This is a genomic window from Pseudomonas poae RE*1-1-14 (assembly GCF_000336465.1).
Classification (GTDB): Bacteria; Pseudomonadota; Gammaproteobacteria; order Pseudomonadales; family Pseudomonadaceae; genus Aquipseudomonas; species Aquipseudomonas poae.
Genome location: NC_020209.1, coordinates 4,272,747 through 4,299,710, shown reverse-complemented (window position 1 = coordinate 4,299,710; position 26,964 = coordinate 4,272,747). Strand labels below are relative to the sequence as shown.

At 61.8% G+C, this 26,964-nt stretch carries 22 protein-coding genes; 6 read left to right on the top strand and 16 right to left on the bottom strand.

Annotated features, from left to right (window positions below):
• The first annotated feature begins 121 nt into the window (after positions 1–121).
• From H045_RS18830 to H045_RS18820, 3 genes are read left to right on the top strand one after another with little or no spacing between them, the layout of a single operon-like run.
• Complete coding sequence (locus H045_RS18830) at positions 122–2,227, top strand: putative bifunctional diguanylate cyclase/phosphodiesterase (protein WP_015373155.1); 2,106 nt, start codon at positions 122–124, stop codon at positions 2,225–2,227.
• 43 nt (positions 2,228–2,270) lie between these two features.
• Positions 2,271–2,771: a M48 metallopeptidase family protein gene (locus tag H045_RS18825; RefSeq protein WP_003234503.1), complete on the top strand. Its 501-nt coding sequence runs from the start codon at positions 2,271–2,273 to the stop codon at positions 2,769–2,771.
• Positions 2,772–2,788: 17 nt separating this feature from the next.
• A complete protein-coding gene (locus H045_RS18820; protein WP_003234500.1) occupies positions 2,789–3,085 on the top strand; it encodes a winged helix-turn-helix domain-containing protein in 297 nt (98 codons plus the stop codon).
• 32 nt (positions 3,086–3,117) lie between these two features.
• Here H045_RS18820 and H045_RS18815 read toward each other — a convergent pair whose 3' ends face one another.
• Entirely contained in the window at positions 3,118–3,570 is a 453-nt protein-coding gene (locus tag H045_RS18815; RefSeq protein WP_003234498.1) for a GNAT family N-acetyltransferase, read from the bottom strand.
• Between the two features lie 200 nt (positions 3,571–3,770).
• Between H045_RS18815 and H045_RS18810 the strand changes: the two genes are divergently transcribed.
• Positions 3,771–4,508, top strand: a complete 738-nt coding sequence (locus H045_RS18810) for a substrate-binding periplasmic protein (RefSeq protein WP_003234496.1) — start codon at positions 3,771–3,773, stop codon at positions 4,506–4,508.
• A 93-nt stretch (positions 4,509–4,601) separates the two neighbouring features.
• Here H045_RS18810 and yccS read toward each other — a convergent pair whose 3' ends face one another.
• The 13 genes from yccS to H045_RS18745 all read right to left on the bottom strand — a co-directional run bounded on the left by yccS (position 4,602) and on the right by H045_RS18745 (position 22,491).
• Positions 4,602–6,785, bottom strand: coding sequence for a YccS family putative transporter (yccS, locus tag H045_RS18805; RefSeq protein ID WP_015373154.1), 2,184 nt, complete (start codon positions 6,783–6,785; stop codon positions 4,602–4,604).
• Positions 6,786–6,888: 103 nt separating this feature from the next.
• A complete protein-coding gene (locus H045_RS18800; protein WP_015373153.1) occupies positions 6,889–8,067 on the bottom strand; it encodes a BaiN/RdsA family NAD(P)/FAD-dependent oxidoreductase in 1,179 nt (392 codons plus the stop codon).
• Between the two features lie 148 nt (positions 8,068–8,215).
• A complete protein-coding gene (gene dbpA, locus H045_RS18795) occupies positions 8,216–9,553 on the bottom strand; it encodes an ATP-dependent RNA helicase DbpA (protein WP_236277608.1) in 1,338 nt (445 codons plus the stop codon).
• A 134-nt stretch (positions 9,554–9,687) separates the two neighbouring features.
• Positions 9,688–11,115, bottom strand: coding sequence for a multidrug transporter subunit MdtD (mdtD, locus tag H045_RS18790; protein ID WP_015373151.1), 1,428 nt, complete (start codon positions 11,113–11,115; stop codon positions 9,688–9,690).
• A 35-nt stretch (positions 11,116–11,150) separates the two neighbouring features.
• Positions 11,151–12,041, bottom strand: a complete 891-nt coding sequence (locus H045_RS18785) for an alpha/beta fold hydrolase (protein ID WP_015373150.1) — start codon at positions 12,039–12,041, stop codon at positions 11,151–11,153.
• Positions 12,042–12,202: 161 nt separating this feature from the next.
• The gene (locus tag H045_RS18780; RefSeq protein WP_015373149.1) at positions 12,203–13,519 is read right to left on the bottom strand and encodes a TldD/PmbA family protein; all 1,317 of its coding nucleotides are present in this window, start codon (positions 13,517–13,519) and stop codon (positions 12,203–12,205) included.
• On the bottom strand, positions 13,519–14,961 hold the full coding sequence (locus H045_RS18775) for a TldD/PmbA family protein (RefSeq protein WP_015373148.1): 1,443 nt from the start codon (positions 14,959–14,961) through the stop codon (positions 13,519–13,521). The genes H045_RS18780 and H045_RS18775 overlap by 1 nt, the downstream gene beginning before the upstream one ends.
• Positions 14,962–15,257: 296 nt before the next feature.
• Positions 15,258–16,952: a choline dehydrogenase gene (gene betA, locus H045_RS18770; RefSeq protein ID WP_015373147.1), complete on the bottom strand. Its 1,695-nt coding sequence runs from the start codon at positions 16,950–16,952 to the stop codon at positions 15,258–15,260.
• A 137-nt stretch (positions 16,953–17,089) separates the two neighbouring features.
• Positions 17,090–18,562, bottom strand: coding sequence for a betaine-aldehyde dehydrogenase (gene betB / locus H045_RS18765; RefSeq protein WP_015373146.1), 1,473 nt, complete (start codon positions 18,560–18,562; stop codon positions 17,090–17,092).
• A 62-nt stretch (positions 18,563–18,624) separates the two neighbouring features.
• On the bottom strand, positions 18,625–19,218 hold the full coding sequence (betI, locus tag H045_RS18760; RefSeq protein WP_015373145.1) for a transcriptional regulator BetI: 594 nt from the start codon (positions 19,216–19,218) through the stop codon (positions 18,625–18,627).
• A gap of 235 nt (positions 19,219–19,453) precedes the next feature.
• The gene (gene choV / locus H045_RS18755) at positions 19,454–20,632 is read right to left on the bottom strand and encodes a choline ABC transporter ATP-binding protein (RefSeq protein WP_003234473.1); all 1,179 of its coding nucleotides are present in this window, start codon (positions 20,630–20,632) and stop codon (positions 19,454–19,456) included.
• Positions 20,629–21,474 (bottom strand): choline ABC transporter permease subunit, encoded by an 846-nt coding sequence (gene choW / locus H045_RS18750; RefSeq protein WP_015373144.1) that lies wholly within the window; start codon positions 21,472–21,474, stop codon positions 20,629–20,631. The genes choV and choW overlap by 4 nt, the downstream gene beginning before the upstream one ends.
• 69 nt (positions 21,475–21,543) lie before the next feature.
• Entirely contained in the window at positions 21,544–22,491 is a 948-nt protein-coding gene (locus tag H045_RS18745) for a choline ABC transporter substrate-binding protein (protein WP_003234471.1), read from the bottom strand.
• A gap of 413 nt (positions 22,492–22,904) precedes the next feature.
• Between H045_RS18745 and H045_RS18740 the strand changes: the two genes are divergently transcribed.
• Entirely contained in the window at positions 22,905–24,281 is a 1,377-nt protein-coding gene (locus tag H045_RS18740; RefSeq protein ID WP_015373143.1) for an L-serine ammonia-lyase, read from the top strand.
• 492 nt (positions 24,282–24,773) lie between these two features.
• On the top strand, positions 24,774–25,874 hold the full coding sequence (gene gbdR, locus H045_RS18735; RefSeq protein ID WP_003234469.1) for a choline metabolism transcriptional regulator GbdR: 1,101 nt from the start codon (positions 24,774–24,776) through the stop codon (positions 25,872–25,874).
• A gap of 95 nt (positions 25,875–25,969) precedes the next feature.
• Here gbdR and H045_RS18730 read toward each other — a convergent pair whose 3' ends face one another.
• Together H045_RS18730 and H045_RS18725 are read right to left on the bottom strand one after the other, a co-directional pair.
• Positions 25,970–26,233, bottom strand: a complete 264-nt coding sequence (locus H045_RS18730; RefSeq protein ID WP_015373142.1) for a hypothetical protein — start codon at positions 26,231–26,233, stop codon at positions 25,970–25,972.
• Positions 26,234–26,456: 223 nt separating this feature from the next.
• Positions 26,457–26,948: a thioesterase family protein gene (locus H045_RS18725; RefSeq protein WP_015373141.1), complete on the bottom strand. Its 492-nt coding sequence runs from the start codon at positions 26,946–26,948 to the stop codon at positions 26,457–26,459.
• Between the last annotated feature and the right edge of the window lie 16 nt (positions 26,949–26,964).

The window sequence follows — 26,964 nt, the reverse complement described above, 5'->3', positions numbered from 1 at the left end:
CGCAATGATGGCACCTGCGTCACTTCTGATTTGCAGGTTCCAAGGCTAGAGTGAGGCCTCAGTATTTGTCCGGGTTTTCTGTCGGAAGTGACCGGGTCAGTTCCTAAGGAAGAGACGTAGCATGGAATGCGCTCCACACCACCGCGATGGCAGTTCGGTTCTTCTGGTGGTCGATGATTACCCGGAAAACCTCGTCAGCATGCGCGCGCTGTTGCAGCATGACGACTGGCAGGTGATAACCGCTGATTCCGGGGTGCAAGCGCTGGGACTGTTGTTGGCGCATGACGTCGACCTGGTGCTGCTGGACGTGAAGATGCCTGGCATGGACGGTTTTGAAGTCGCCCGGCTGATGCGCGGCAGCCAGCGCACCTGCATGACGCCGATCATCTTCCTGAGTGCCAACGCGCAGTCACCGGCCTCCGTGCTGGAGGGCTATGCCAGCGGCGGCATCGACTACCTGTTCAAGCCCTTCGACCCGCTTATTCTTAAACCCAAGGTCCAGGCGTTGCTCGACCACCAGCGCAACCGCCGGGCCCTGCAGCGCCTGAGTCATGATCTGGAGCTGGCCCGCGCATTCAACGCCTCGGTGCTCGACAATGCCGCCGAAGGCATCCTGGTGGTGGGCGAAGACGGCGTGATCCAGTACGCCAACCCGGCGATCTCGCGCCTGCTCAATGCCAAGACGGATGAGCTGCAGGGCCAGGAGTTTCTGCGCTTCCTGCAGAAACCCCATGTGCCGGCCTGGCTCGATTCGCAGATGTACGCAGGTTATCGCAGCGGCGAAACCTGGCGCCTGCACGACGCCATCCTGCGCACCAGCCGAGGCCAGCAGGTGCCGGTGGCGCTGTCCTGCGCGCGCCTGCCCGTCGAGCAGAAGGCCATGGTGGTGACGGTGCTGGACATGTCCGAAGTGCGTCACCTGCATCAGCAGCTGGAGTTCCAGGCCGTGACCGACCCGTTGACCGGGCTGTTGAACCGCCGCGGCTTTCAACAGGCGGTGGACAGCATTCTGCTGCGCAGCGAACGCGGTGAGACGTCGCTGGTGCTGCTGTACCTGGACCTTGACGGGTTCAAGCGGGTCAACGATTCGTTGGGTCACGACGCCGGTGATCGGGTGCTGCGCTGGGTGTCCGAGCAGATCAAGGTGTGCCTGGGCTCGTGCAACCTTATCGGGCGCATGGGGGGTGATGAATTCACCGCGTTGCTGGAACTGGAATTCCCGGAGCAGGCGGCCAAGATTTCAGAGCAACTGATCGAGCGGGTATCTGTGTGTCACCAGGTTGACGGTTTGGATGTGATGCTTGGGGTCAGCATCGGCATTGCCACGTTCCCCGATTGTGGCTCTGACCTGAACGGCCTGCTGCGCGCGGCTGACATTGCCATGTACGAAGCCAAGCGCGCGGGGCGTCAGCAGTATCGCTATTACGACCAGGAAATGAACGGCCGCGCACGCTCGCGCCTGATGTTGGAAGACAGCGTGCGCACGGCGATCCACAACAAGGAATTTACGCTGGTATACCAGCCTCAGGTGTCGCTGGACGACGGTCGTCTGCGCGGCGTTGAAGCGCTGTTGCGCTGGCAGCACCCGAGCGTCGGCGACGTGCCGCCGGGGCTGTTCCTGCCGCTGCTGGAAGAGGCGCGGCTGATCAGCCAGTTGAGCGCCTGGATTTACCAGCATGTCGCCGCGCAACGCCAGGCCTGGCATACCTGCTTCGACGATGAACTGGTGCTGAGCGTGAGCCTGAGCGGCAGTCAGTTCAATATGCCCAACCTGGCGACCCAGTTGCAGCAGGTCCTTGACCGACATGGGTTGCATGGCCGTCAGTTGGAGGTGGAAATCAGCGAAGACAGTCTGATGAGCAACCTTGAAGAGTCCATCAAGCAGCTCAAGCTGTTGCGCCGCATCGGTGTACGGATTGCCCTGGACGATTTCGGTTTAGGCAACTGTTCACTCGCCCACCTGCGCGACCTGGCGTTCGACACCCTGAAGCTGGACCCGCAATTGGTCGCCCGGCTGCCGGAGTCGGCACGAGATGCGGCGATGGCCCGCAGCATCATCGAGTTGTGCGCGCATTTCGACGTGCTGGTGGTGGCCGAGGGCGTTGACACCCAGGCGCAGGCCGATTGGCTCAAGGCCAATGGCTGCCGGTTCATTCAGGGCGCATGGGCATCCAAGCCCTTGATGGCCGACGAGATCGTCGACTGGGCACGCGCCTGCCAACGTTGAATTCGCTACACTGGCGCCCATTCCAAGCCTGTTGCAGACCTCAATGACCACCCTGAAATACCTCCAGGCCTACCCTGCGGCCCTCCAGGAACAAGTCCGCCAATTGATCGCCAGGGATCAGTTGAGCGCCTACCTCGAGCAACGCTATCCCGAACGCCACGCCGTGCAGAGCGACAAGGCGCTGTATGCGTACGCCCTGGCGCTCAAGCAGGAACACCTGCGCAATGCGCCAGCCATCGACAAGGTGCTGTTCGACAACCGTCTGGATCTCACGCACCGCGCCCTCGGCCTGCACACCACCATTTCGCGGGTGCAGGGCGGCAACCTCAAGTCCAAGAAAGAGATCCGCATCGCTGCGTTGTTCAAAGAGGCGGCGCCTGAATTTCTACGCATGATCGTGGTGCACGAGCTGGCGCACTTCAAGGAATCGGACCACAACAAGGCGTTCTACAAACTCTGCGAATACATGATGCCGGGCTACCATCAGGTGGAATTCGACCTGCGGGTGTACCTCACCTGGCGCGACTTGCAGGGCAAGCCCTAACCACAAGGCAACCGACCATGGACGTAAGCAAGACCAAGAGCAGTTTCTACCGCCGCTTGTACGTGGCCTACCTGATCGACAGCGGGCAGGCCAGCAGCGTGCCGGCGTTGACCGAGGTGACGGGCATGCCCCGGCGCACGGCTCAGGACACGATCACGGCGTTGGCGGATCTGGATATTGTGTGTGAGTTCGAGCAGCAAGACGGCGCCCGTAACCACGCGGGGTGCTATCGCGTGCGCAGTTGGGGGGCGATAGACCGTAAGTGGATTGAAGCAAATCTGGCGTCGATCAAGCGGGTGTTGGGGTATCCCTGAAGCCGGCGGTGGTTGGGCTCCCGATAGCGCCCTCAAGCACGGCGCATACCCCGATGTGGAATTCCATCCTCCAGATACTGCTCTCCCTCTGCCACAAACCCATACCGGCCGTAATACCCCTGCAAATGCGCCTGGGCCGACAGGTAAATCGGTGTATCCGGCCAGATATGCTCAATCTGCCTGAGCGTCTCCTTCATCATCTGGTGCCCCAGTCCCGTACCGCGCGCCGAGGGCGCCACGATCACCCGACCGATGACCACATCGCCGCCCTGTAGCTGCGGATCAAGCAGGCGCAGATAAGCCACCAGTTCATCGTCTTTCCAGGCCATCAGATGGTGGGTGTCCCCGTCCAGGTCCTGTCCGTCGATGTCCTGGTAAACGCACTGCTGCTCAACGACGAACACTTCGCAACGCAGGCGCAGGATGGCGTACAGCTGCTCCTTGCCCAGGTCGGTGTGATGCTTGCAGAGCCAATCCACTGTCATGGTGAAATCCCGATAAATGCCTGCGACCGATAGTAAGCGCGGCGCGGGTCTGTGTCTAAAGGGTCTTTTTTTGTGAGTGACCTCAATTTGCCATCTTTGTCTGCATGCACCACCGCCTGGTTTGTGTAATCTGAGCTACTGTTACAACCTCAGGACTGCCCTGAGCCAAGGCCACCGCCTGCCTGCCAAGGATTTTGAGCATGCCGCGATTCTCTCGTGCCGTTGCTTTATTTGGAGTGTTGTTGCTGGCCCAGCCCGCGTGTGCGCAGCGCTTGCGCCTGGCTGCGGATGCATGGCCGCCGTTTACCGACGCCACGCTGGTCAATGGCGGTCTGGCCACCGATATCGTCATCACTGCCCTGGCCCGCGCAGGCTACGCCAGTGACTTCGAGCAGGTGCCCTGGGCCCGCGCGCTCAAGGGCGTAGGCGATGGGCGTTATGACGTGCTGATCAATGCCTGGTATGACGAGGCGCGCACGCAGTTGGGGCAGTTTTCCGCCGAATACCTGCTCAATCGCGTGCGATTCATCAAGCGCCGTGAAGACCCCATCGAGTTCGAGAACCTGGCGCAATTGCACGAGGCGCCCATCGCGGTGGTGCGCGGCTATGCGTATTCGGCGACGTTCGATGCCGACACGCAGTTACAGAAGATCCCGGTGCACAACTTCGCCATGGCCGTGCGCATGTTGGCGGCCGAGCGGGTGCGGCTGACGGTGGAGGATGAATACGTGGCGCGCTTTTACTTGGCGCGTGAGTCGGCGCGGGTGCGCAATGCGGTGGAGTTTCTGCCCAAGCCACTGAGTGAAAACAGCCTGCATATTCTGGTGAGCCTGAAGAATCCCGAGCATGCGCAGATTGTGGCGGGATTTGATCGCGAGATTGCCAGAATGAAGGCTGATGGCAGTTATGCGCGGTTGATGAAACAGCACGGGATGTAATGTTCTTGAGCGCCAATCGGGAGCAAGCCCCCTCCCACATGTGAAAGGTATTCACACATCAAACTGCGGGAGGGGCTTGCTCCCGATAGCGATTCAAACCGCGCGGGTATCCTTGATCAAATGCGCCGCCAGCGTGCGCAACGGCCCCAACTGCCTACAAATCAACGCTAACTGCGTCTGCACCAGTCGCTGCCCTTCATCGATCTCGTCCGGCATCTGCTCAAGCTGCGCCGCCAGGGCTTCTTCGGCATCGCTCTGAATCGCAATCGGTTGTTTGTCGGCCAGGCCGCTGGCGATCTCATCGATGCTCGCCGCCAGGCTGCTGCCCGCGCTATCGATCAACGCCTCGCGCATTTGCGCCGGCAGTTGGGTGTCGCGGTGCGCGCCCAGCCCCGACAAATAGCTGAGCAAGGTGTGCGACAGCACCAGAAAGCGGAACCCCACATCGGCTTCCTTACGAAAGTGCCCCGGCTCCATCAGCATGTTGGCCAGGGTGGTGGACAGCGCCGCGTCGGCGTTGTGTGCGTTGCGTCGCGCCAGGCGGTAGGCCAGGTCGTCGCTTTTGCCGGCGGCGTATTGCTGCATGATCTGGCGCAGGTAGATGCTATTGCAGGTCAGGGTGTTGGCCAGCACTTTGTTCAGGCGCCGACCCTGCCAGTCCGGCAGGAACAGGAACACCGCCAGGCCCGCGATCAGGCTGCCGAGCAAGGTGTCGAACAGCCTTGGCAGGAACAGCCCGTAGCCATCGCCCACCTGGTTGAAGCAGAACAGCACCATCAGCGTGATGGCGGCCGTGGCCAGGGTGTAGCGGGTGGTGCGGTTGATAAAGAACACCAGGCCAGCGGCGATGGCGAACATCGATTGCACCAGGGGGCTGGGGAACAGGTCGAACAGCGCCCAGGCCACCGTGAGGCCGATGGCCGTGCCGATGATCCGCTGGCCGAGCTTGCGCCGCGTCGCGCCGTAGTTGGGCTGGCAGACAAACAGCGTGGTTAGGATGATCCAGTAACCCTGGGACGCGTGAATGGCGTGCAGGGTGGCGTAGCCGATGGTCAGCGCCAGGGACAGACGCAACGCATGCCGGAACAGCAGCGATGTCGGCGTGAGCTGGGTGCGCAGGCGTGTCCACATTTCCTTGAGATTGCGCGGCGCTCGGTCCAGCAGGTTGCTGTCGGTGGCGTCGGCCAGGGCGTCGGGGTTGCTGGCGTCGCCGAGCAGGCGGTCGAGGGTCGACAGGTTGGCCGCCAGCGCCCGCAGCGAACGCAACAGTCCGCGCCAGGCCGGATTGTTTTGCAGGCGCAGGTGTTCCAGCGAGGCGTTCAGGTCGCCGAGTGCCTCGGCGAAACTGTCGTCATAGATAAACGGCTGGCGCAGTTGGATCGACTCGCCGAGCGCCTGGCAAGCCTTGCCCTGCTGGCGCAACAGGCGCTGGCAGCGGAACAGTACGTCGCTATGGAAGAACGCCTCGGCCAGCGCGTTATACGGGTAGTGGGACGAGCTGGCGCGTTCGTGGATGTCCTGGGCGAGAAAGTACAGCTTGAGATAACGGCTGACTTTCGAGCCCGGTCGACCATTGCCCACGCGGTGCAGGATGATTTCCTTCGCGGCGTTCAACGCGGCGACCACCCGGCCGTTCTGCTGGGCCAGTTCCAGGCGGCGTGCTTCCACGTCCAACTGGCGGATCGGTTCGAACAACGACGACTTGAGCTTGAGATAACGCCCCAATTCCCGAAACAACCGCGCCAGGCTTTGTTGCACCGGCTGATTGGAAAACAGCGCCTGCCACAGCACTGACAGCACGCCATACCAGGCCGCACCGGCCACCAGCAGCAGCGGCTCGTGCCAGAAGTCGCTGACCGCACCACCGCGCTGGTCGACGCCGATCATGGTGTACACCGACAGAATCAGCGTGGCCGAAGCAATCGCGCCATAGCGTTCGCCCAGTGCACCGAGCATGGTCAGGCAAAACGTCGCCAGGGCGAGGGAGATGGCGAAAAACCAGGGGTAGGGGAAGAGCAGCTCCACCGACAGCGCGGCGATGCTGAAACACACCAGCGTCACCGCCAGGGCGTTGAGGCGGCCCTGCCAACTGTCGTCGGTCTCGGCCAGGGCGCTGGCGATGATCCCCAGGAACAGCGGAATCAGCAGTGCCATTTCATTCTGATACCAGCACAGCGCCATGCTGCCAGTGAGGGCGATGAACACCCGAATGCTGTAGCTGAATTTATCCAGCGCCCACAGGCGCCGCAGGGAGTGCTTGAACGAGGTCGATGACATGAAGTCGGGCGTCTTCCAGAGCGATGTCGCTAAATTGAGCTATCAAGGACGCCAGGGCAAGCCAGCTCCCACAGGTTTTTTGCATTTCAAGGTTTAAGCGGCGTCAGGCGTATTGCGCGGCAGCGTAGCCGGACGCCCAGGCCCACTGGAAGTTGAACCCGCCCAGATGCCCGGTCACGTCCAGCACTTCGCCAATAAAATACAGGCCCGGGCTTTTCAGGGACTCCATGGTCTTGGACGACACTTCCCGCGTATCCACCCCGCCCAGCGTCACCTCGGCGGTGCGATAGCCTTCGGTGCCCGCCGGCACCCATTGCCAGTTGCCCAGCTTGTTGGCGATGTCGGCGATTTCGGCATGGGTGTACTGCTTCATCGGTTTGGACACAAACCAGGTATCGGCCAGCAGGTTGGCCATCTTTTTCGTGAATATTTCGCCCAGCAGGGTTTTTAGCTCGCTGTTGGGGCGCTCGGTCTGTTGCTGTTGCAGCCAGGTGTGCGCGTCGTGATCGGGCAGCAGGTTGATCTCCACCGTGTCGCCGGATTCCCAGTACGAGGAAATCTGCAAGATCGCCGGCCCGCTCAGGCCCCGATGGGTAAACAGGATGTTCTCGCGAAAACTCTGGCCGTTGCAGCTGACCAGGCAATCCACTGACGTACCGGACAGCTCGCCGCACAGTTCCTTGAGCTGGTCGGTGATGGTGAACGGCACCAGCCCGGCGCGGGTTGGCAGCAGTTCGTGGCCGAACTGCCTGGCTACCTGATAGCCAAAGCCGGTGGCGCCCAGGGTCGGGATCGACAGGCCGCCGGTGGCGATCACCAACGATTCGCAGTGCAGCTCCCCCAGGGTGGTCTGCAACCGATAGCCGTTGTCGACCCTGGCGATGGTCTTGATCGAGGTGTCCAGGTGCAGGCTCACACCGGTCTGGATGCATTCGTCGAGCAGCATGCCGAGGATGTCGCTGGACTTGTTGTCGCAGAACAACTGGCCGAGTTTTTTCTCGTGGTACGGCACGCCGTGTTTGGCCACCAGCGCGATGAAATCCCACTGGGTGTAGCGCGCCAGCGCGGACTTGCAGAAGTGCGCGTTGTGCGAGAGGAAGTTGGCAGGCTCGGTGTACATGTTGGTGAAGTTGCAGCGGCCACCGCCGGACATCAGGATCTTTTTGCCGGCCTTGTTGGCGTGGTCCAGCAACATCACCTGGCGACCGCGCCCGGCGGCGGTCAGTGCGCACATCAAGCCTGCGGCGCCGGCGCCAATGATCACAACTTCGGTCGAGCGCACAGCCATGTCCTCACAAAAATATTGATCTGAAATGCAATCAAATGTGGGAGCTGGCTTGCCTGCGATGGCTGTAGTGAATTCACCACCGCTATCGCAGGCAAGCCAGCTCCCACATTGATTCGGCCCCTTCAACAGGAACTCGGTGTTCTTACAGGATACGCACGCGCAACGAGCGGCCCTTGATCTTGCCGTCGTTCAAGCGCTGCAGCGCCTGTTTGGCGATGCCGCGCTCCACAGCCACGAAGGCCTGGAAATCAAAGATTGCGATCTTGCCGACCTGGGCACCCGGGATACCCGCGTCACCGGTCAACGCGCCAAGAATGTCGCCCGGGCGAACCTTGTCCTTGCGGCCGGCGGCGATGCACAGGGTGCTCATCTGCGGCAGCAACGGACCACCGCCTTGTGGCTTGAGGTTGTCCAGTTGGTCCCAGTTCAGCGGCGACTTCTGCAGTTGCTCGATGGCCTGGGCGCGGTGTGCTTCGGACGGCGCCACCAGGCTGATCGCGATGCCGGTCTCACCGGCGCGGCCGGTACGGCCCACGCGGTGGATATGGATTTCCGAGTCGCGGGCTAGTTCGACGTTGATCACCATGTCCAGCGCGTCGATGTCCAGGCCGCGCGCGGCGACGTCGGTGGCGACCAGCACCGAGGTGCTGCGGTTGGCGAACATCGCCAGCACCTGATCACGGTCGCGCTGTTCCAGGTCGCCGTGCAGGCCAACCGCGGAAATACCCTTGGCGGTCAGGTGATCCACGGTTTCCTGCACTTGCTGCTTGGTAAAGCAGAACGCCACACACGATGCCGGGCGGAAATGCGCCAGCACCTTGGTCACGGCGTCCATGCGGTCTTCCGGCGAGATCTCGTAGAAACGCTGCTCGATCTGGTCATCGGAGTGGAACGCTTCGGCCTTCACCTGTTGCGGCGCGCGCATGAACTTGGACGCCAGTTGCTTGATGCTCACCGGGTAGGTGGCCGAGAACAGCAGGGTCTGGCGGCGTGGCGGGGTCTTGCTGATGATGTCTTCGATGGCGTCGTAGAAGCCCATGTCGAGCATGCGGTCGGCTTCGTCGAGGATCAGCGTGTTCAGGCCGTCCAGCACCAGCGAACCCTTGCGCAGGTGTTGCTGGATGCGCCCCGGCGTGCCGACGATGACGTGGGCGCCATGTTCGAGGGAGGCGATCTGCGGGCCGAGGGACACGCCGCCGCACAAGGTCAGTACCTTGATGTTGTCTTCGGCGCGGGCCAGGCGGCGGATTTCCTTGGCGACCTGGTCGGCCAACTCACGGGTGGGGCACATCACCAGCGCCTGGCAACCGAAGTAGCGCGGGTTGATCGGGTTCAGCAGGCCGATGCCGAAGGCGGCGGTCTTGCCGCTGCCGGTCTTGGCCTGGGCAATCAGGTCCAGCCCCTTGAGGATCACCGGCAAGCTTTGCGCCTGGATCTGCGTCATCTCGACGTAACCCAGCGAGTCGAGGTTAGCCAGCATGGCGGCGGACAGGGGCAAAGTATTAAAAGCGGTGGCGATGGTAGTCACGGGACTGGCTCTGCAAAACAAAATGTCGCGCAGTGTAGCAGCCCTGTGGGATTTTCCCCGCAAGTTCTAGACGAGCGAGACGCCCGTCAGTGCTCGAGGTCGTGTTCTCGGTTGATCGCCCGCTTGCCGTCGCTTGGCGACAGTTGCAGGAAGATCGCCGCCGCCAGCATCGCCATGACGCCCACGGTGAGGAAGGTCAACTGGAACGCGCCAAGCACAGTGTTCACGCCGTCGTTGCCGGCTTCGGCGGTGAACCCGCCGAGCAACGCACCAGCACAGGCCACACCCAGGCTCAGGGACAATTGCGCGACCACCGACAGCAAACTGTTGCCGCTGCTGGCCTGCGCGTCATCGAGGTCGATCAGGGTGACGGTGTTCATCGCGGTAAATTGAAACGAGTTGATCGCACCCAACACCGCGAGCATGGCCAGCAGCAGCGGGTAGGGCGTCTGCTCGCTGACCAGGCCCATGCTCGCCAGCATCAGGCCCAGCGCCAGGGTGTTGCCGGTGAGCACCACGCGATAACCCAGGCGCTCGATCAGCGGCCGCGCGATGGACTTGGCGAACATCGCCGCCGCTGCCAGGGGCAGCATGCTCATGCCGGCCTGGGACGGCGAATAACCCAGCGCCACCTGCAGCAGCAGCGGCACCAGAAAGGGCAGGGCGCCGCTGCCCAGGCGTGAGAACAGGTTGCCGAGAATGCCCACGGCAAAGGTGCGAGTCTTGAACAGCACCGGCGAAAACAGCGGGTTCTCGATATGCCCGGCGCGCAGCCAGTATGCCGCCAGGCAGGCCAGCCCGCCGAACAGCAGCAGCATCACACGCAGGTGCGGCAGGTGCAGTTCGCCCAGGCCTTCCATCGCAATGGTGATCAGCACCATCGCCGCGCCAAACAGCACAAAGCCCATGCTGTCAAAGCGCGTGCGCTCGCTGCCGCGCAGGTCAGGAATGAATTTCCACACGGCGAAGCAGCCAATGATGCCCACCGGCAGGTTGATCAGAAAGATCCAGTGCCAGGTCATGTATTGCACCATCCAGCCGCCCATGGTCGGGCCGAGCAGCGGACCGAGCAGGCCGGGAATCGTGATGAAGCCCATGATCCGCACCAGCTCGGAGCGCGGGTAGGCGCGCAGCACCACCAGCCGGCCGACCGGCAGCATCAGCGCGCCGCCCAGGCCCTGCACGACCCGCGCGCCCACCAGCATGCTCAGGCTGCTGGACAGCGCACACAGCAGCGAGCCGATGCTGAACAGCATGATGGCGCCGAAGAAGATTTTCTTGGTGCCGAAGCGGTCGGCGATCCAGCCCGACGCCGGGATCAGCAAGGCGACGGTGAGCATATAGGCGATCACCACCCCTTGCATGCGCAGTGGGTTTTCCGCGAGGTCCTGCGCCATGGCCGGCAAGGCCGTGTTGAGAATCGTCCCGTCCAGCGACTGCATGAAGAAGGCAATCGCCACCACCCAGGGCAGCCAGCGAGCGGTCTTGGCATCGAGAGGAGCGCGGGTCGGCATGGCAATCCTTTGGTTAGCTGGCTATGTATCGGCGATTATGCGCCATCCTCCGCGCGTTTTCCCATTGGCGGTTCGTCTAATTCCGACAGCGTCGCGTGCTTGCCCACCAGGAAATCCAGCAGCGCCCGGTGCACTGCCGCCGCTGCCTCGCGCGATTCCAGGTCGAGCAGGTGGCCGGTGTGTTCGGCCACGGCAAAGCTGCTGCGCCCCACGTATTGCTTGAACAACCGCGCATCGGCGGCCGGCGTGTAGGCGTCCAGCGCACCATTGAGAAAGTGCACCGGGGTGTCGATCTGGCGCAGCGCCGGCAGGTAGTTGCCGTCACTCAGCGCCAGCACCTGGTGAATATGAAAGCGTGCCTGGCGGTATTCGGTGGTGGCCATGTTCGACAGATGGCGGTGGTTGTTGCGCTTCAGGCGCGGCGACAAGTACTGGCCGACCGTCTCATTGAGCAGATGGCCAACGGCGGATTTGTCATCGGCTTCGATCAGCACGCGCACGCGTTCCACGTAGTCGAGCATCACGGGGTTGAGGTTGGGCGACAGGGCCATCACCACCGAGCTTTCGATGGACGGCGGGTTATGGGCCAGGGTCAGTAATGTGGAAATGCCGCCCCAGGATGCCGACACCAAGTGGTTGACCTCGAAACGCTCCACCAGCGCACACAGGATGTGCACCTCGTCGTCCTTGGTCACCAGGTCCAGGTCGGTGTTGTGTTCGCGCGAGTAACCGGAGAACGGCAGGTCGAACAGCAGCACATTGAAATGCTCGGCCAGGCACTTGCTGGTGCGCGCAAAGGAGCGCGTGGTGGACAGCGCGCCATTGACCATCAGCACGGTTTTCTTCTGCGGGTCGCTGCCCAGTTGCTCTACGTGAATGTTGTAATGCTTGAACAGCTTCTCTATGACGAAACTTCCATGATTCATCGTCGCACTTCCTGTGAGGTGGCGGTATGCCACTAACCGTTATAGCGAGCTTTTCAGAAGGCGACAACAGGCTGCACAGGGAGTCATGCAAGTTCGGAAGGAGATGTCAGAAAGCAACACAAAGCAACGTAGGAGGGGACTTGCCCCCCCTCCCACAGGGATTAGAGGGTGAGGGTGAGCCGTTTGACCAGCGCGCCCGGAAGCAGATTGGAGGCGGTATTGCGCTGGCCGTAGGTGCTCGGCGACAACAGCAATTCCCGCTCTGCCGTCAGCGCTTCCAACTGCGAGCCAAGCAGGCTGTAGACGCTGTCATCAAAGCGCATGGTGCTGACCGGTGCCTTGATTTCGCCGTCTTCCACCCAAAACGTGGCAAAGCGCGTCATGCCGGTGAGGCGGGCGGCCGGCAGGTCGGAGTAGTTCAGGTACCACAGGTTGCTGATGTACAGCCCGGTGCCCAGTTGCTTGAGGATATCGGCCTGGGCCAGCGTGCCCGCCGCTATCTGCAGGGCGCTGGGGGATTCATCACTGCTGGCGCCGTTGGCGTGCAGGCCGTATTCGGCCGCGCTGCGCGAATTCACCAGTTGATCGCAGGCAGCACCAGACTTGATCAGCGTGACATCGCTGCGCGGATAGCCCTCGGTGGAAAACGCCTGGCTCAGCGAGCCGCTGATCTGCTCGGTGACGGTCACCAATGGGCTCAGCGGCTGTTCACCGGCATAGAGCTTTTGCAGCGAGCTGCCTTTGCTGGCGATGGCCTGGGCCGAAAAACCGCCCCAGGTGATGATGCTGATGATCTCTTCCAGTGCCGCCGGTGCCAGGTAAGCGCGGTATTGCCCGGGCGGCAACGGGTGCAGCGGGCGACCGAGAAACGCCAACTGCGCACGCGCCTGCTGCAGGCGCGCGGCGAATTCGGCGCTGTCCCACGTATGCCCGGCGTAGCTGGCCTTTACCGCCTCGCCGTTGGCATGGAACACGCTGAAGTCGAAGTTGAAGCTATTGGCCTGGTGCCAGCCGAACGCGCCGTTCGAACTGGCAAAACCACGGCTGATCGGGCCTGCGGCGTAGAACCCGACCAGGTCAACGTCGGCGGCTGCCTGGCTGATTTCCTCCAGCACGCGGGCCAGGTCCGGCAGCGGCCTGGATTGTTCATTGTGGCTTTGCCAAGGGTTCTCGTTGAGCAGCAGGTAAGGGTCCTGTGGCAGTAACGGCAAGGTGTCGCGCAACTGCTGCAGGCCATCGGCGAGGCGCTGGCGATCCAGTGCCGGCGAGCCGGCCAGGGTGATGCCGAGGTCGGCATGCCGGCCATCGCTGATCAGCTTGAGGTTCAGGCTGGCCTGCTGCACATGCCCGGCCTGGCGGACCTTGGCGTGGTTGAAACGCACGAATTCGGACGACTCGGCTGCGTAGCCCAGGTGAAATTGTTCGTTGTTGGTGACGGCCTGCTGAAGCCACTGCACCAGCGCCTTGAAATCGTTCATCAGGCATCTCCCCCGAAAACATCGATGTTGCTGAACACACAGGCCGGCGACGCATGGCCGACGCGGATCACCTGGTTGGGCTCGCCCTTGCCGCAGTTGGGCGTGCCCAGTACCTGGAAGGTGCTGGCGTCGCCCACGGCGCTGAGGTTGCGCCAGAACTGCGCGGAAATGGCCCGGTAGTTGGGGTTTTTCACCACGCCCTTGAGCTCGCCGTTTTCAATCAACTGGCCCCATTCGCAGCCGAACTGGAATTTGTTGCGCGCATCGTCAATGGACCAGGAACGGTTGGTCGACATCAGGATGCCGTGCTCGATGGCGCCAATCATCTGCGCCAGGCTCTGGTCGCCGGCCTCGATATTCAGGTTGGCCATGCGGTCGATGGGCGGACGGTTCCAACCGCTGGCGCGGCTGTTGGCCACGCCGGGCAGCCCCGAGCGAAACTGCGACAAGGCGCCGCCCAGCGGCTTGAGCAGCAGCCCTTCGCGGATCAGGAACTGTTTGCTGGCGCGGGTGCCGTCATCGTCATGCTGATAGCTGGCCAACTGCTCGGGGATGTCCGGGTCGAAGGTCACGTTGAGCAGCGGCGAGCCGTATTGCAGATGGCCGAAGTCTGTGGCCTTGACGAAACTGGTGCCGGCGTAATTGCGCTCATCCCCCAGGATGCGGTCGAGCTCCAGCGGGTGGCCGATGGACTCGTGGATCTGCAGGATCATCTGGTCGGGCATCAACAGCAGGTCGCGCGGGCCCTGGGGCGTGTTCGGCGCGAGCAGCAGTTGCAGCGCTTGATCGGCGACACGCGGCGCGGCGCCGATCAGGCCGAAGCGACTGATCACATCAAAGCCGCCCTGCTGGCCGAAGTTGCTGCCGCCCAGGGTGCGGGTCTGGCTGTCGTGGCCATCAAAGGCGGTGACGTTGACGCCGGGAAACACGAAGCGCTGGGCCTGGCGCAGTTCGGCGCCGGCACTGTTGAGGTAAATCTGCTCGACGTGGGTGAGACCCAGGCTCACGTCCCAGCTCACCAGGCGCTCGTCCCTGGGCACAGCGGCGGATTCATCGCCCAGCAGTTGGTAGCAGTCGCTGAGGGACGGGAAGGCGTGTTCGAGATTGGGCGACAGGTAATCGGCCACGTCGCTGGACACCGGCTGCTGGTGCAGGTCGAGCAGGGCATGGGGTTTGATCTGGCGGGCTTGCTGTTCGGCGCGCTCAAGGGCGGCTTGCAGGCCGGCAGGGGAAATGTCGTTGGTCGCCGCGTAGGCCTGCACGCCGTTGAGACGCACGGTGAGCATGGCGCCTTCGTCATGGCTGAGGTGCGGCGGTTCGGCGACGTTTTTGCGGACCGAGAGGTGCTGGCCGGATTCGCGCACGTAGCGCAGCGAAAAGAATTCGGCGGTGGTGCGCAGGGCGTTGAAGTGCTGTTTGAGTGTGGCGTGGTGGTCGAACATGGGGCCTTCCTTGTGGGCGGCTCAGCGCGGGCAGGCGAACAGAGTAGGCCTGGGCCGGGGAGCTGATCAAGGAAAGGCAGTTCTTTGTGGCAGGTGCACCGTTGTGGCAAGCCCTGATGCCGTTCAGTTAAGGAAAATGTGTGGGCTTATTGTGGCGAGCGGGCTTGCCCCGCGTAGGGGCGCGAAGCGCCCCCATTCCAGCAAAACGCGGTGTACCTGATACGGCTCAGCGCCTGGTTTTGGGGCTGCTGCGCAGCCCAACGCAGGACAAGCCTGCTCGCCACAAGGTGTATCAGTTACTGCGCAATTTCACGCATTGGCTTGCCGCGCACCGGCGCATCGCCCGCCACGTAGTAGTCGGCCGTGCTGCGCGGCAACGGCTGGCGGTTGCGGATCCTGTCGGCGATTTTCTCGGCGATCATGATCGTTGGCGCGTTGAGGTTGCCGGTGGTGATGATCGGCATGATTGACGCATCCACTACACGCAAGCCCTGCATGCCATGCACGCGGCCTTCGCCATCGACCACGGCCATCTCGTCGTTGCCCATCTTGCACGAGCAGGACGGATGGTAGGCGGTCTCTGCGTGCTCGCGGATGAACTGGTCGAGCTGTTCATCGGTTTGCACCTCGATACCGGGGCTGATTTCGCGGCCGCGGTAAGGGTCCAGCGCCGGCTGCTGCATGATTTCGCGGGTCAGGCGGATGCCGTCGCGGAATTCTTCCCAGTCCTGCTCCGAGGCCATGTAGTTGAAGAGGATGCTCGGGTAGTCCCGTGGATTTTTCGACTTCACCTGCACACGGCCACGGCTTGGCGAACGCATGGAGCCCATGTGCGCCTGGAAACCGTGTTCCTGCACACCCTTGCTGCCGTTGTAATTGATCGCCACCGGCAGGAAGTGATACTGGATGTTCGGCCATTCGAACTCGGGGCGCGAACGGATGAAACCGCCGGCTTCGAACTGGTTGCTGGCGCCGATGCCGGTGCCGTTGAACAGCCACTCGGCGCCGATGGCCGGCTGGTTGTACCAGAGCAGCGATGGGTACAGCGACACCGGTTGGGTGCACGCGTATTGCAGGTACAGCTCAAGGTGGTCCTGCAGGTTTTCGCCGACGCCGGGCAGGTCGTGGACCACCGGGATGTCGAGGCTCTCCAGCAGTTTGGCCGGGCCCACGCCGGAACGTTGCAGCAGTTGCGGCGAGGCGATGGCGCCGCTGCACACCAGCACTTCCTTGCGTGCACGGGCTTCAACGCGCTCTTCGGCGGCGCCGATCAGGTAACGCACACCCACTGCACGTTTGCCTTCGAACAGCACCTTGTCGGTGAGGGCGTGGGTGACGATGGTCAGGGTCGAACGCTTCTTGGCGGTGTCCAGGTAGCCGCGCGCGGTGCTGGCGCGACGACCGTTGGGCGTGACGGTGCGGTCCATCGGGCCGAAACCTTCCTGCTGGTAGCCGTTCAGGTCTTCGGTACGCGGGTAACCGGCCTGCACGCCGGCTTCCACCATGGCGCTGAACAGCGGGTTATTGCCGGCCTTGGGCGTGGTCACGCTGACCGGGCCGTCGCCGCCGTGCCAGTCGTTCGGACCGATGTCGCGGGTTTCGGCCTTGCGGAAGTACGGCAGGCAATCGAGGTACGTCCAGTCTTCCAGGCCTGGCAATTTGGCCCAGTTGTCATAGTCCATCGCGTTGCCACGGATGTAGCACATGCCGTTGATCAGCGAGGAACCGCCCAGGCCCTTGCCACGACCGCATTCCATCCGGCGTCCGTCCATGTGTGGCTCGGGATCGGTCTCGTAGGCCCAGTTGTAGCGACGGCCTTGCAGCGGGAACGCCAGCGCTGCGGGCATCTGGGTGCGGAAATCGAGACGGTAGTCGGGGCCGCCGGCTTCCAGCAGCAGAACGGTGACGCCTTCGTCTTCGGTCAGACGGGTCGCCAGGGTGTTACCGGCGGAGCCGGCACCCACAATGATGTAGTCGTATTCTTGGGACATTGGATGCACCCTCTTTTGGAGTTGGTCAGGTCTGGCCCCATCGCAGGCAAGCCAGCTCCCACAGGAAAATGCATTCCAAGTGTGGGAGCGGGCTTGCCCGCGATGGCGGCCTCACAGGCAATACAAAAATCAGGGTGTTAGAACACCGAGGCGTAATCGCCCAGTTCAACCTGGACCGATTTGATGCGGGTGAAGTTGTTCAGCGAGCTGATCCCGTTCTCACGGCCCACACCCGATTGCTTGTAGCCGCCCACCGGCATCTTCGCGTCGGACTCGCCCCAGGCGTTGATCCAGCAGATGCCCGCTTCGAGCTGATGAATCACGCGGTGGGCGCGGTTCAGGTCCTTGGTCACAAGGCCAGCCGCCAGACCGAAGTCGGTGTCGTTGGCGCGGCGGATCACTTCTTCTTCAGTCTCGTAGGTGAGCAGGCTCATCACCGGGCCGAAGATTTCTTCACGCACGATCACCATGTCGTCGGTGCAATCGCTGAACACGGTCGGCGCCACATAGGCGCCTTTGGCCAGGTCGCCTTCGGTCATGCGGTCGCCGCCGCACAGCAGGCGTGCGCCTTGCTCTTTGCCCTTGGCGATGTAGCCCAGCACGCTTTCCATGTGAGCGAAGCTGACCAGCGGGCCGAAGTTGGTGTTTTCGTCCTGCGGGTCGCCAACGCGAATGCGCGCCACACGTTCAAGAATCTTGGCTTCGAACGCCCCTTGCAGCTGCTTGGGCACGAACACGCGCGTGCCGTTGGTGCAGACCTGACCGGAGCTGTAGAAGTTGGCCATCATCGCGATGTCGGCGGCGCGGTCCAGGTCGGCGTCTTCGAACACGATCAGCGGCGACTTGCCGCCCAGTTCCATGGTCACTTCCTTTAGGGACGAGCTCGAAGCGCTGGCCATGACTTTCTTGCCGGTGTCGGTGCCGCCGGTGAACGAGACTTTCTCGATGCGCGGGTGTTCGGTCAGCCAGGTGCCGACTTCGCGACCGCTGCCGGTGAGCACGTTGAACACGCCTGCCGGTACGCCGGCCTCGGTATAGATCTCGGCCAGTTTCAGAGTGGTCAGCGAAGTGACTTCGCTGGGCTTGAAGATCATCGCGTTACCGGCGGCCAGGGCCGGTGCGGATTTCCACAGGGCGATCTGGATCGGGTAGTTCCACGCGCCGATACCGGCTACCACGCCCAGCGGTTCGCGGCGGGTGTAGACGAACGAAGTGTCGCGCAGCGGGATCTGTTCGCCTTCGATGGCGGGCACCAGGCCTGCGTAGTACTCCAGCACGTCAGCGCCGGTGACGACGTCGACGAATTGGGTTTCGGAGAAAGCTTTACCGGTGTCCAGGGTTTCCAGGGCGGCCAGCTCATCGTTGCGCTCGCGAAGGATGTCGACGGCGCGACGCAGGATGCGCGAACGCTCCATGGCGGTCATCGCAGCCCAGATCTTCTGGCCTTTTTCGGCGCTGACCACGGCACGCTCGACATCTTCTTCAGTGGCGCGTTGCACGTGGGCAAGCACTTCACCGTTAGCCGGGTTGATGGCTTCAAAGGTGGCATCGCTGCCAGCGTCGCTGTAGCCGCCGTCAATGTAGAGTTTTTGCGTTTCGAAACGGGCCATAAAATCCTCGCATGTGCATTAATTGGTTGGCGCGTTTGGTGAGTTGAGCGCGTATTGGCGCGCTAGCTCGCCTGCTTGGCCAATTGGAAGTCCATGTATTCGTCAGCGATCCGCTGCGCCTGCGCCGTGTCGAAAGCGTCTCCCGAGAGGGCGCCGCGCAACCACAAACCGTCGATCAGGGCCGCCAGGCCGCGGGCTGCGCTGCGTGCTTCGGGCAGCGGCAGCACCCGGCGGAACTGGCAGCACAGGTTGGAATACAGGCGGTGATCGTTGATCCGCTGCAACCTGTGCAATGACGGGTGGTGCATGCTGGCGGCCCAGAAGGCCAGCCAGGTTTTCATTGCCGGGCCACTGACCTGGCTGGCGTCAAAGTTGCCGCCGATGATCACCTGCAGGTGGGCTCGGGGGCTGTCGTCTTCCAACGCCCGTCGACGCTCCTGGACGCGCTCGGTCAGCACGTTCATCAGGTAACGCATGGTTGCCGCGATCAGGCCGTTCTTGTCCTGAAAGTAGTGACTGATGATGCCGTTTGACACACCGGCCAGACGCGCGATCAGCGCAATGCTGGCATCTGCCATTCCAACCTGGTCGATGGCCGTCAACGTAGCCTCGATCAATTGCTGGCGGCGTATGGGTTGCATACCGACCTTGGGCATGTTTCACCTCTTTCTCAGGCCGCTGATGGGCCAAATGCGTCCATCGGCTTGAGGGCCAGTCTATTTTGTTTTTATTGAACGTTCAATCAATAAAAAATCACAGGCTGGAATCGGTGCAAAAAAAATGTGGGAGGGGGCGTGGTCCCGATTGCAGGCTGTCAGCCACACCCTCTGTGGCTGATGCACCGCTATCGTGAGCAAGCCCCCTCCCACCTGTATTTTTTTGCAGTACCTGTCAGCCGAGGTTTTTGCCTAAGAGGGCGTGGTACAGCTCACTGTCACCCAGGATGCCCACCACCTTGTTGTTGTCATGCAACACCAGCTTGTTGCCGGTCTGGTAGCGAATCTGCAGCGCATCGCGCATGCCAATATTGGAATCCACCAGCGTCGGCACCCGCTCCAGACTTTCCACCGCCTGGCCCGGTGCCCAGTTCTGCAGATTCATCACCACACCGTTCTGGCGTGCGCCCTGGATGGTATTGCCTTCGGCCAGGTCCAGCCACGAGTCGCCGCCCGGGTCCAGGCATACCGAGCCGTTGACGCGGGTGCAGTTGTCGAGCGTGCGCATCAGGCTGCGACCGCACAGCACGTTCAGCGGGTTGGTGTGTGCGACGAAAGTGCGCACATAGTCATCGGCCGGGTTCAGCACGATCTCCTCGGGCACGCTGTACTGGATGATCTTGCCGTCTTTCATGATCGCGATGCGGCTGCCCAGTTTGAGTGCCTCATCCAGGTCGTGGCTGACGAACACGATGGTCTTGTTCAGCTTGCGCTGCAGTTCCAGCAGTTCATCCTGCAAGCCTTGGCGGATCAGCGGGTCGAGGGCGGAGAAGGGTTCGTCCATCAGCAGGATGTCGGCGTCCATCGCCAGCGCACGGGCCAGGCCCACGCGTTGCTGCATGCCGCCCGACAGCTCGTCCGGCTTCTTGTTGCGCCATTGGGTCAGGCCCACCAGTTCGAGTTTTTCATCCACCAGCTTGCGTCGTTCTTTCTCCGGGCGACCCTGCATTTCCAGGCCGAAGCTGATGTTTTCGCGCACCGTCAGCCAGGGCATCAGGGCGAACTTCTGGAACACCATGGCAATGCGTTGGGTGCGCATCATCTTCAGCTCGGCGGGTGTGCACGAGGCGATATCGATCTGGCGGCCTTCATGCTCGACGAACAACTGGCCACGGCTCACGGTGTTGAGGCCGTTGATGCAGCGCAGCAGGCTCGACTTGCCGGAACCGGACAGGCCCATCAGCACACAGATTTCGCCTTTCTGGATGTCCAGGCTGGCGTTTTCCACGCCGACGATCTGCCCGGTCTTTTTCAGGATTTCGTTGCGGCTCATGCCCTGGTCCAGCAGCTTGAGCGCTTCGCGTGGGTCTTTGGAGAAGATCACGTCGACCTTGTCGAATCGGATAATGCTCATGCATCACCCCCTGCTTTGGCTTCGGGTTGTTTGCAGATGCGGTCGAGCATGATGGCCAGCAACACGATCGCCAGGCCAGCTTCAAAGCCCAGGGCGATATCGGCGGTGTTCAGTGCGTTGACCACCGGCTTGCCGAGGCCGTCGGCGCCCACCAGGGCGGCGATCACCACCATCGACAACGACAGCATGATGCATTGGGTAATGCCGGCGGCAATGCTCGGCATGGCGTGCGGCAGTTCAATGCGCGAGAGCAACTGACGGCGCGAGCAGCCGAAGGCCTTGCCAGCGTCCATCAACTCTTGCGGTACATCGCGGATGCCCAGGTAGGTCAGCCGGATGGGCGCGGCAATCGCGAACACCACCGTGGAGATCAAACCAGGCACCACACCCAGCCCGAAGAGGGTCAGGGTAGGGATGAGGTAGACGAAGGTCGGTACGGTCTGCATCAGATCGAGTACCGGCCGCATCATGGTGTAGAACATCGGCTTGTGCGCGGCAACAATGCCCAGCGGCACGCCGATGACCACGCAGACCAGGGTGGCGAACAGCACCTGCGCGAGGGTTTCCATGGTTTCCTGCCAGTACCCCAGGTTGAGGATCAGCAGGAAGGAGACGATGACAAAAACAGTCAGTCCCCATTTGCGTTGAATAAAGTGAGCCAGCAGCGCAATCAGACCGATCAATGCCAGTGGATTGAACCAGGTCAGCGCGAACGTCACGCCGTGGATCATCGTTTCCAGTGTCGATGCGATTGCGTCGAAGTAGTTGGCACCGTGTTCGGTCAACCATTCGACGAAGGCAGCGATGTACTGGCCTAGTGGGATTTTCTGTTCAGTCAGCATGGTAGTGAATGTCCACATGCGAAGGGGAAAACATCCCGGGCCAGCGCACCGGCCCGGGGTCAGCGGAGGTTACTTGGCGAGGTAAGCTTTAACGGCGTCGAGCCCGGGTTTGCCATCAACGGTGGTGACACCGGCGAGCCAGGTATCGAGGACTTGCGGGTTGGCTTTGAGCCAGGCTTTGGCGGCGGCGTCGGGCTTCTGTTTGTCGTCCAGAACCTTGCCCATCAGGGTGCTTTCCATGTCGAGGCTGAACACCAGGTTTTTCAGCAATTGGCCCACGTTGCTGCATTCCTGGGTGTAGCCCTTGCGGGTGTTGGTGTAGATGGTGGCCTGGCCGTAGTTGGGGCCGAATGAATCATCACCCCCGGTCAGGTACTTCATCTTGAAGCGGGTGTTCATCGGGTGCGGTTCCCAGCCGAGGAACACGATGGCCTTGTCGCGCCGGGCTGCGCGTTCCACCTGCGAAAGCATTCCCGCTTCGCTGGATTCAACGACTTTGAAACCAGCGGTCTTGAGGCCGAAGGCGTCTTTGTCGATCAAGGTCTGAATGGTGCGGTTGCCGTCATTGCCTGGCTCGATGCCGTAGATCTTGCCGTCCAGCTCGTCCTTGAATTTGACGATATCGGCGAAGTCTTTCAGGCCCTTGTTGTACAGCGCTTCCGGCACGGCCAGGGTGTATTTGGCGTTCTCCAGGTTGGCGCGTACGGTTTCCACGGTGCCGGCATCACGGTACTGCTTGATGTCGTTTTCCATGGTCGGCATCCAGTTGCCCAGGAAGATGTCCATGTTCTTGCCGTCGGCCAGCGACTTGTAGGTCACAGGTACCGAAATCATCGTGGTGCGCGGCTTGTAGCCCAGGCCCTTGAGAATTTCGCTGGTGGTCGCGGTGGTGACGGTAATGTCGGTCCAGCCGACATCGGAGAAGTTGACGGTCTTGCACTGTTCCGGTTCTGCAGCGTGAGTCATGACGGGCAGACTCAGCATGGCGGCCAACAACAACGAGGGTGAAGCTTTCATAGGGCTAGACTCCTGTTTTTTCTGGCGGCAATCGCCGCGCTTTATAAGTGTTGCGGTTGGAGCGTGCGATGCCGCTTTGGCACGGTGCCTTGCAAACGAGTCGGGACTGATCATGTACCAGTGAAAATCTGACGCCTACAGGGGGCGTCGTATCCAGTACAGGGAGGGTCGTATCCAGTATTGGTGACGTCGCTTACAGATTTTTCCCAAGGCAAAACCGCAGTTTTCAGCCTTGCACACCGCAAAAAACGGCCAAAACAGACGATTGCACGCAGGCGACGCTGGTGAGCATGGTTGCGTCGGTGTGAGACGCCGTGACGGCGGATAAAAGCCGGATGATGCCGCCATCTGGGCGCTCTGAGCGTAGCAGCTCCCTGGTGTCCGATTTGTGTCCACCGAGGAGTTTCACGTTAATGGCTATCAGTGTTTTCGACCTGTTCAAGATCGGCATCGGGCCTTCGAGTTCTCACACCGTCGGCCCCATGCGCGCCGCGGCGTTGTTCGTTCAGACATTGCGTGAACGTGACCTGTTGGAACAGGTTTGCCGCGTTGAAGTTCAGCTGTACGGGTCATTGTCGGCCACCGGCATCGGTCACGGCAGCGACACCGCCACCGTCATGGGCCTGATGGGCGAGTGGCCGGACGCCATCGATCCGTCGCAGATTGGCATCCGCATCGCCACCCTGCGCGAAACCGACACACTGCTGCTCGACGGGCGTTTGCCGGTGCCTTTCGTGTGGGCGCGAGACATGCGCCTGCTCGACGAAAACCTGCCGTTCCACCCCAACGCCATGACCCTGGTGGTGTTTGACCAGCGCGGCGAACTGCACCGCGACACCTACTACTCGGTGGGTGGCGGTTTTGTGGTGGATGAGGCCCAGGCGCAAAGCGGCGTGGCCGACATGGACCGCACCGAGCTGCCCTATGATTTTTCCAGCGCGGCCGAGTTATTGCAGTTGTGCAAGACCCACAACCTGCGCGTCGCCGAACTGATGCTGGCCAACGAAAAGGTGTGGCGCTCCGAAGAGGAAATCCGCAGTGGCCTGATGAAGCTGTGGCGCGCCATGCAGGACTGCGTGGAGCAAGGTCTCAAGCACGAAGGCATCCTGCCTGGCGGGCTGAACGTGCGGCGCCGTGCAGCCAGGTTGCACCGCAGCCTGCAGGAGCTGGGCAAGCCGAATGTGATCGGCTCGACCCTGAGCGCCATGGAATGGGTCAACCTGTTCGCCCTGGCGGTCAACGAAGAGAACGCCGCCGGCGGACGCATGGTCACTGCCCCCACCAACGGCGCGGCGGGGATCATTCCGGCGGTGTTGCATTACTTCATGAAATTCAGCGAAGACGTCACCGAAGCCAACGTGGTCGACTACATGCTCGGTGCCGCGGCGGTGGGGATTCTGTGCAAGAAAAACGCGTCGATTTCCGGCGCCGAAGTCGGTTGCCAGGGCGAGGTGGGTTCTGCGTGCGCCATGGCGGCGGCGGGGCTGGCGGAGATTCTTGGCGCGACCCCGGAGCAACTGTGCAACGCCGCCGAAATCGGCCTGGAACACAACCTCGGCCTGACCTGCGACCCGGTCGGTGGCCTGGTGCAAGTGCCGTGCATCGAACGCAATGCGATTGCCGCGGTGAAAGCGATCAACGCGGCGCAGATGGCCCTGCGGGGTGACGGTCAGCACTTTATCTCCCTGGACCGGGTAATCCGCACCATGCGCGATACCGGTGCGGACATGCATGACAAGTACAAGGAAACGTCGCGCGGTGGCCTGGCGGTCAGTGCGGTTGAGTGTTGAGTCAATGATGCCCTCATCGCAGGCAAGCCAGCTCCCACATTTGAAATGCGTATTTCTGTGAGAGCTGGCTTGCCTGCGATAGCGGTGGTTCAAACAAAGCTGCTCATAAAGTGAACACCCGAACCCAAAAGCGCCACCTTTTAGCGCGTCGCAAACAGATAAGTAGCCAGCGAACGATTTCCCCCTCCAGCACCCGTCATCCGCGCATGGGGTTACAGACTTCTCCTACGCCCGCAAAGCGCCTTCCCACAAGTGCTACCGATCTGCTCACCCCATTTGAACGAGCGCCTTTTTCGGCTCTATCCCGTACTCCCCGCGTGGGCTTATATAGACGCGTCAACAGGTCGTTTTCAGGATTTATTGAATAGGCATTCAAATTCAGGCACGGCATTTGCTCTACCAATTCAAAGCCTCTCTTCTTTATGGATAAAGAGCGCAATAACAAGAGCCTCGCCTGAGGCCATCCACTGCTTTGTGTGAGGAGATACCGCGATGTCGTCGTCCAACTCAGGGGCCCAACCCCAGAACCGTACGCCTCAATCCATCGGCTTTTTGCTGCTGGACAATTTCACGCTGATTTCCCTGGCGTCGGCGGTGGAACCGCTGCGCATGGCCAATCAGCTGTCCGGCCGTGAACTGTATCGCTGGACCACCCTGAGTGCCGACGGCAGCCAGGTGTGGGCCAGCGACGGTCTGCAAATCACGCCCGATGCTTCCATGCACAAAGCCCCGGCCCTGGACACCGTGATTGTGTGCGGAGGCGTGGGCATTCAGCGCACCGTGACCCGCGAGCACGTGTCGTGGCTGCAAAGCCAGGCGCGTCAGTCGCGCCGCCTGGGCGCGGTGTGCACCGGCAGTTGGGCACTGGCCTGCGCCGGCTTGCTCGACGGGTTCGATTGCAGCGTGCACTGGGAATGCCTGGCGTCGATGCAGGAAGCCTTCCCGCGCGTGGCCATGAGCACGCGCCTGTTCACCCTCGACCGCAACCGCTTCACCAGCTCCGGCGGCACCGCGCCGCTGGACATGATGCTGCACCTGATCAGCCGCGACCACGGCCGTGAATTGTCGGCCGCTATCTCCGAGATGTTTGTCTACGAACGCATCCGCAACGAACAGGATCACCAGCGCGTGCCGCTCAAGCACATGCTCGGCACCAACCAGCCGAAGCTGCAGGAAATCGTCGCGCTGATGGAAGCCAACCTCGAAGAGCCGATCGACCTGGACGAGCTGGCGGTGTATGTCGCCGTGTCGCGGCGCCAGCTGGAGCGGCTGTTCCAGAAATACCTGCACTGCTCGCCGTCGCGCTACTACCTCAAGCTGCGTCTGATCCGTGCACGGCAGTTGCTCAAGCAAACGCCGATGTCGATCATCGAAGTGGCGTCGGTGTGCGGGTTTGTGTCCACGCCGCATTTTTCCAAGTGCTACCGCGAATACTTCGGCATTCCGCCACGCGATGAGCGCGTCGGTTCCAATACCACCCAGCAGGTCGCGATGCTGCCGATTCCGCAGGCGTTGTTGTCACCGTTGTCGGGGCCGATGTCGGCGTTGAGCCAGGCGCGCAATGAGTCGACGTTTGCCAGTGTCAGGCTGTAGACCGCGTCGCCTGCATCGCAGGCAAGCCAGCTCCCACATTTGACTGTGTTCAAAAATCAAACTGTGGGAGGGGGCTTGCTCCCGATAGCGCTCTGTCAGGCGCTGGCGTTCTGTTTGAACCGCATCAAGGCCGGCAACAACTGCTTGTCAATCGCCTGCCTCACCGCCGGCAGGATAGTCGCACTGCCGCCATACATCTGCTCAACCATCCCCTTGAGTGCCTTCGCCCGGGCTTCACTCAAGCCGCGCACCGCACACTCGCAGGCCTGCTCGGCGCTGGCGCCGCTGGACACCTCGAAACCCAGCGAGCGCAGCTGGCTCAGCAGGTCATCCTGGTCAATCAAATCAGCGTGCATCATGACGTTTACCCTGGTTAACGGAGCTGGATTGACTCGGATTCTGGTAGGCCCTCGACCGGTCGGCAAGGGCAGAATGCCCGAATGCCTCGGATGGCTATGAGCGTGTCGCTTTGGGGCCAGGTGCCAGGCCCATGAACCGGCACACTGCACCCAGGCAAGCAGCTTGACGGTTTGGTCACCCTCGGGATGCAGGCTCACACAAGGCACCTCTGCCCCGATCCCGTCACGGCTGGTTCGGGGCTTTTTTTGTTGGCAAACCGATCACCCGGCCCAGCAGGGCAGGCGTGGGAAGGTCTTTCTGCCCGGCGCTGAGCTCCATGAGTCTTGCCAGTGTGGCTTCGCTGAACGGCGTCGCATGCGGGCCAGCCAGGTCGACATGCAGCAGCATCTGTTCGTTGCCGGCCAGTGCTTTTTCCTCTTCGATCAGGTGCAGGCTGTGATAGAGGTGCAGGCGCTTGGCATCAAAAGCGATCAGTTGGGTGTGCACCTGCACCTCGGCGCCGAGTTTGACTTCGTGCAAGTAGTTCAGGTGCAGCTCCAGGGTGAATAACGATTGACCGCTGGCATCACGGTTGTCGCTGTCCAGACCCAGCGTGTCCATCAACGCGTCGGTGGCGTAGCTGAAAATCAGCAGGTAGAACGCGTCGCGCAAATGGCCGTTGTAGTCCACCCAGGCGGGTTGGATCTTGGTGGTGTAGGTTTTCAGTAGCGGCATGGGTTTTGTACTCGGT

Excerpts from the sequence above, each read along its gene's own strand:
- betA (WP_015373147.1), bottom strand. The coding sequence starts at position 16,952 with ATGTCCCAAGAATACGACTACATCATTGTGGGTGCCGGCTCCGCCGGT.
- H045_RS18810 (WP_003234496.1), top strand. The coding sequence starts at position 3,771 with ATGCCGCGATTCTCTCGTGCCGTTGCTTTATTTGGAGTGTTGTTGCTG.
- choW (WP_015373144.1), bottom strand. The coding sequence starts at position 21,474 with ATGCTGACTGAACAGAAAATCCCACTAGGCCAGTACATCGCTGCCTTC.
- H045_RS18825 (WP_003234503.1), top strand. The coding sequence starts at position 2,271 with ATGACCACCCTGAAATACCTCCAGGCCTACCCTGCGGCCCTCCAGGAA.
- mdtD (WP_015373151.1), bottom strand. The coding sequence starts at position 11,115 with ATGCCGACCCGCGCTCCTCTCGATGCCAAGACCGCTCGCTGGCTGCCC.
- H045_RS18830 (WP_015373155.1), top strand. The coding sequence starts at position 122 with ATGGAATGCGCTCCACACCACCGCGATGGCAGTTCGGTTCTTCTGGTG.
- gbdR (WP_003234469.1), top strand. The coding sequence starts at position 24,774 with ATGTCGTCGTCCAACTCAGGGGCCCAACCCCAGAACCGTACGCCTCAA.
- betB (WP_015373146.1), bottom strand. The coding sequence starts at position 18,562 with ATGGCCCGTTTCGAAACGCAAAAACTCTACATTGACGGCGGCTACAGC.
- H045_RS18815 (WP_003234498.1), bottom strand. The coding sequence starts at position 3,570 with ATGACAGTGGATTGGCTCTGCAAGCATCACACCGACCTGGGCAAGGAG.
- H045_RS18730 (WP_015373142.1), bottom strand. The coding sequence starts at position 26,233 with ATGATGCACGCTGATTTGATTGACCAGGATGACCTGCTGAGCCAGCTG.
- H045_RS18725 (WP_015373141.1), bottom strand. The coding sequence starts at position 26,948 with ATGCCGCTACTGAAAACCTACACCACCAAGATCCAACCCGCCTGGGTG.
- H045_RS18775 (WP_015373148.1), bottom strand. The coding sequence starts at position 14,961 with ATGTTCGACCACCACGCCACACTCAAACAGCACTTCAACGCCCTGCGC.
- H045_RS18785 (WP_015373150.1), bottom strand. The coding sequence starts at position 12,041 with ATGAATCATGGAAGTTTCGTCATAGAGAAGCTGTTCAAGCATTACAAC.
- betI (WP_015373145.1), bottom strand. The coding sequence starts at position 19,218 with ATGCCCAAGGTCGGTATGCAACCCATACGCCGCCAGCAATTGATCGAG.
- H045_RS18745 (WP_003234471.1), bottom strand. The coding sequence starts at position 22,491 with ATGAAAGCTTCACCCTCGTTGTTGTTGGCCGCCATGCTGAGTCTGCCC.
- dbpA (WP_236277608.1), bottom strand. The coding sequence starts at position 9,553 with ATGCTGGCTAACCTCGACTCGCTGGGTTACGTCGAGATGACGCAGATC.
- H045_RS18740 (WP_015373143.1), top strand. The coding sequence starts at position 22,905 with ATGGCTATCAGTGTTTTCGACCTGTTCAAGATCGGCATCGGGCCTTCG.
- H045_RS18820 (WP_003234500.1), top strand. The coding sequence starts at position 2,789 with ATGGACGTAAGCAAGACCAAGAGCAGTTTCTACCGCCGCTTGTACGTG.
- choV (WP_003234473.1), bottom strand. The coding sequence starts at position 20,632 with ATGAGCATTATCCGATTCGACAAGGTCGACGTGATCTTCTCCAAAGAC.
- yccS (WP_015373154.1), bottom strand. The coding sequence starts at position 6,785 with ATGTCATCGACCTCGTTCAAGCACTCCCTGCGGCGCCTGTGGGCGCTG.
- H045_RS18780 (WP_015373149.1), bottom strand. The coding sequence starts at position 13,519 with ATGAACGATTTCAAGGCGCTGGTGCAGTGGCTTCAGCAGGCCGTCACC.